Origin of the sequence: Pseudomonas brassicacearum (assembly GCF_003732265.1) — a bacterium.
Lineage (GTDB): Bacteria > Pseudomonadota > Gammaproteobacteria > Pseudomonadales > Pseudomonadaceae > Aquipseudomonas > Aquipseudomonas brassicacearum_D.
In genome coordinates, this window is sequence record NZ_MOBK01000275.1 from 1 (window position 1) to 397 (window position 397).

Genomic DNA, 397 nt, shown 5'->3' on the forward strand with positions numbered 1-397 from the left:
GCGTCCGCGATAGCCGGGGAAGTCCGGCAGGTCGACGTGGTTGACGATGTCATGCAGCTGGGCTTCGATCAGGCGGAAGGTGATTTCGGCCGTCAGTGCCGCCAGTGGCGCGACCGGGATGCCCTGGCTGTTTTGCAGGCGACCGCCAATCAGGAGGCGAACCTCGATCGGCAAGTCTCGTGGGCTGCCGAAGCGTTCGAGGATGTCGACGTTCATGATGCTGTCGCGCTGGCTGTAAGTGTCGTTTTCGAAACTGACCAAGGCCTTCAGCGGTGCGAACACGGTTTCGGGCAGGCCCAGCGCGTGCAGCGCACCGGCCAGTTGCTGGTACACCCGCGTCAGCTCGCCTTGTTCACCCCAGAGGATCGAAAACAGCCCGGCCCGTTCCTGGAAATTC

General features: G+C 63.0%; 1 protein-coding gene. It reads right to left on the minus strand.

What is annotated here, in order from left to right; translation table 11 throughout:
- Window positions 1-397, minus strand: a 397-nt coding sequence (locus BK660_RS31240) for a virulence factor SrfC family protein (protein WP_221178664.1), incomplete at both ends; no start/stop codon positions are given.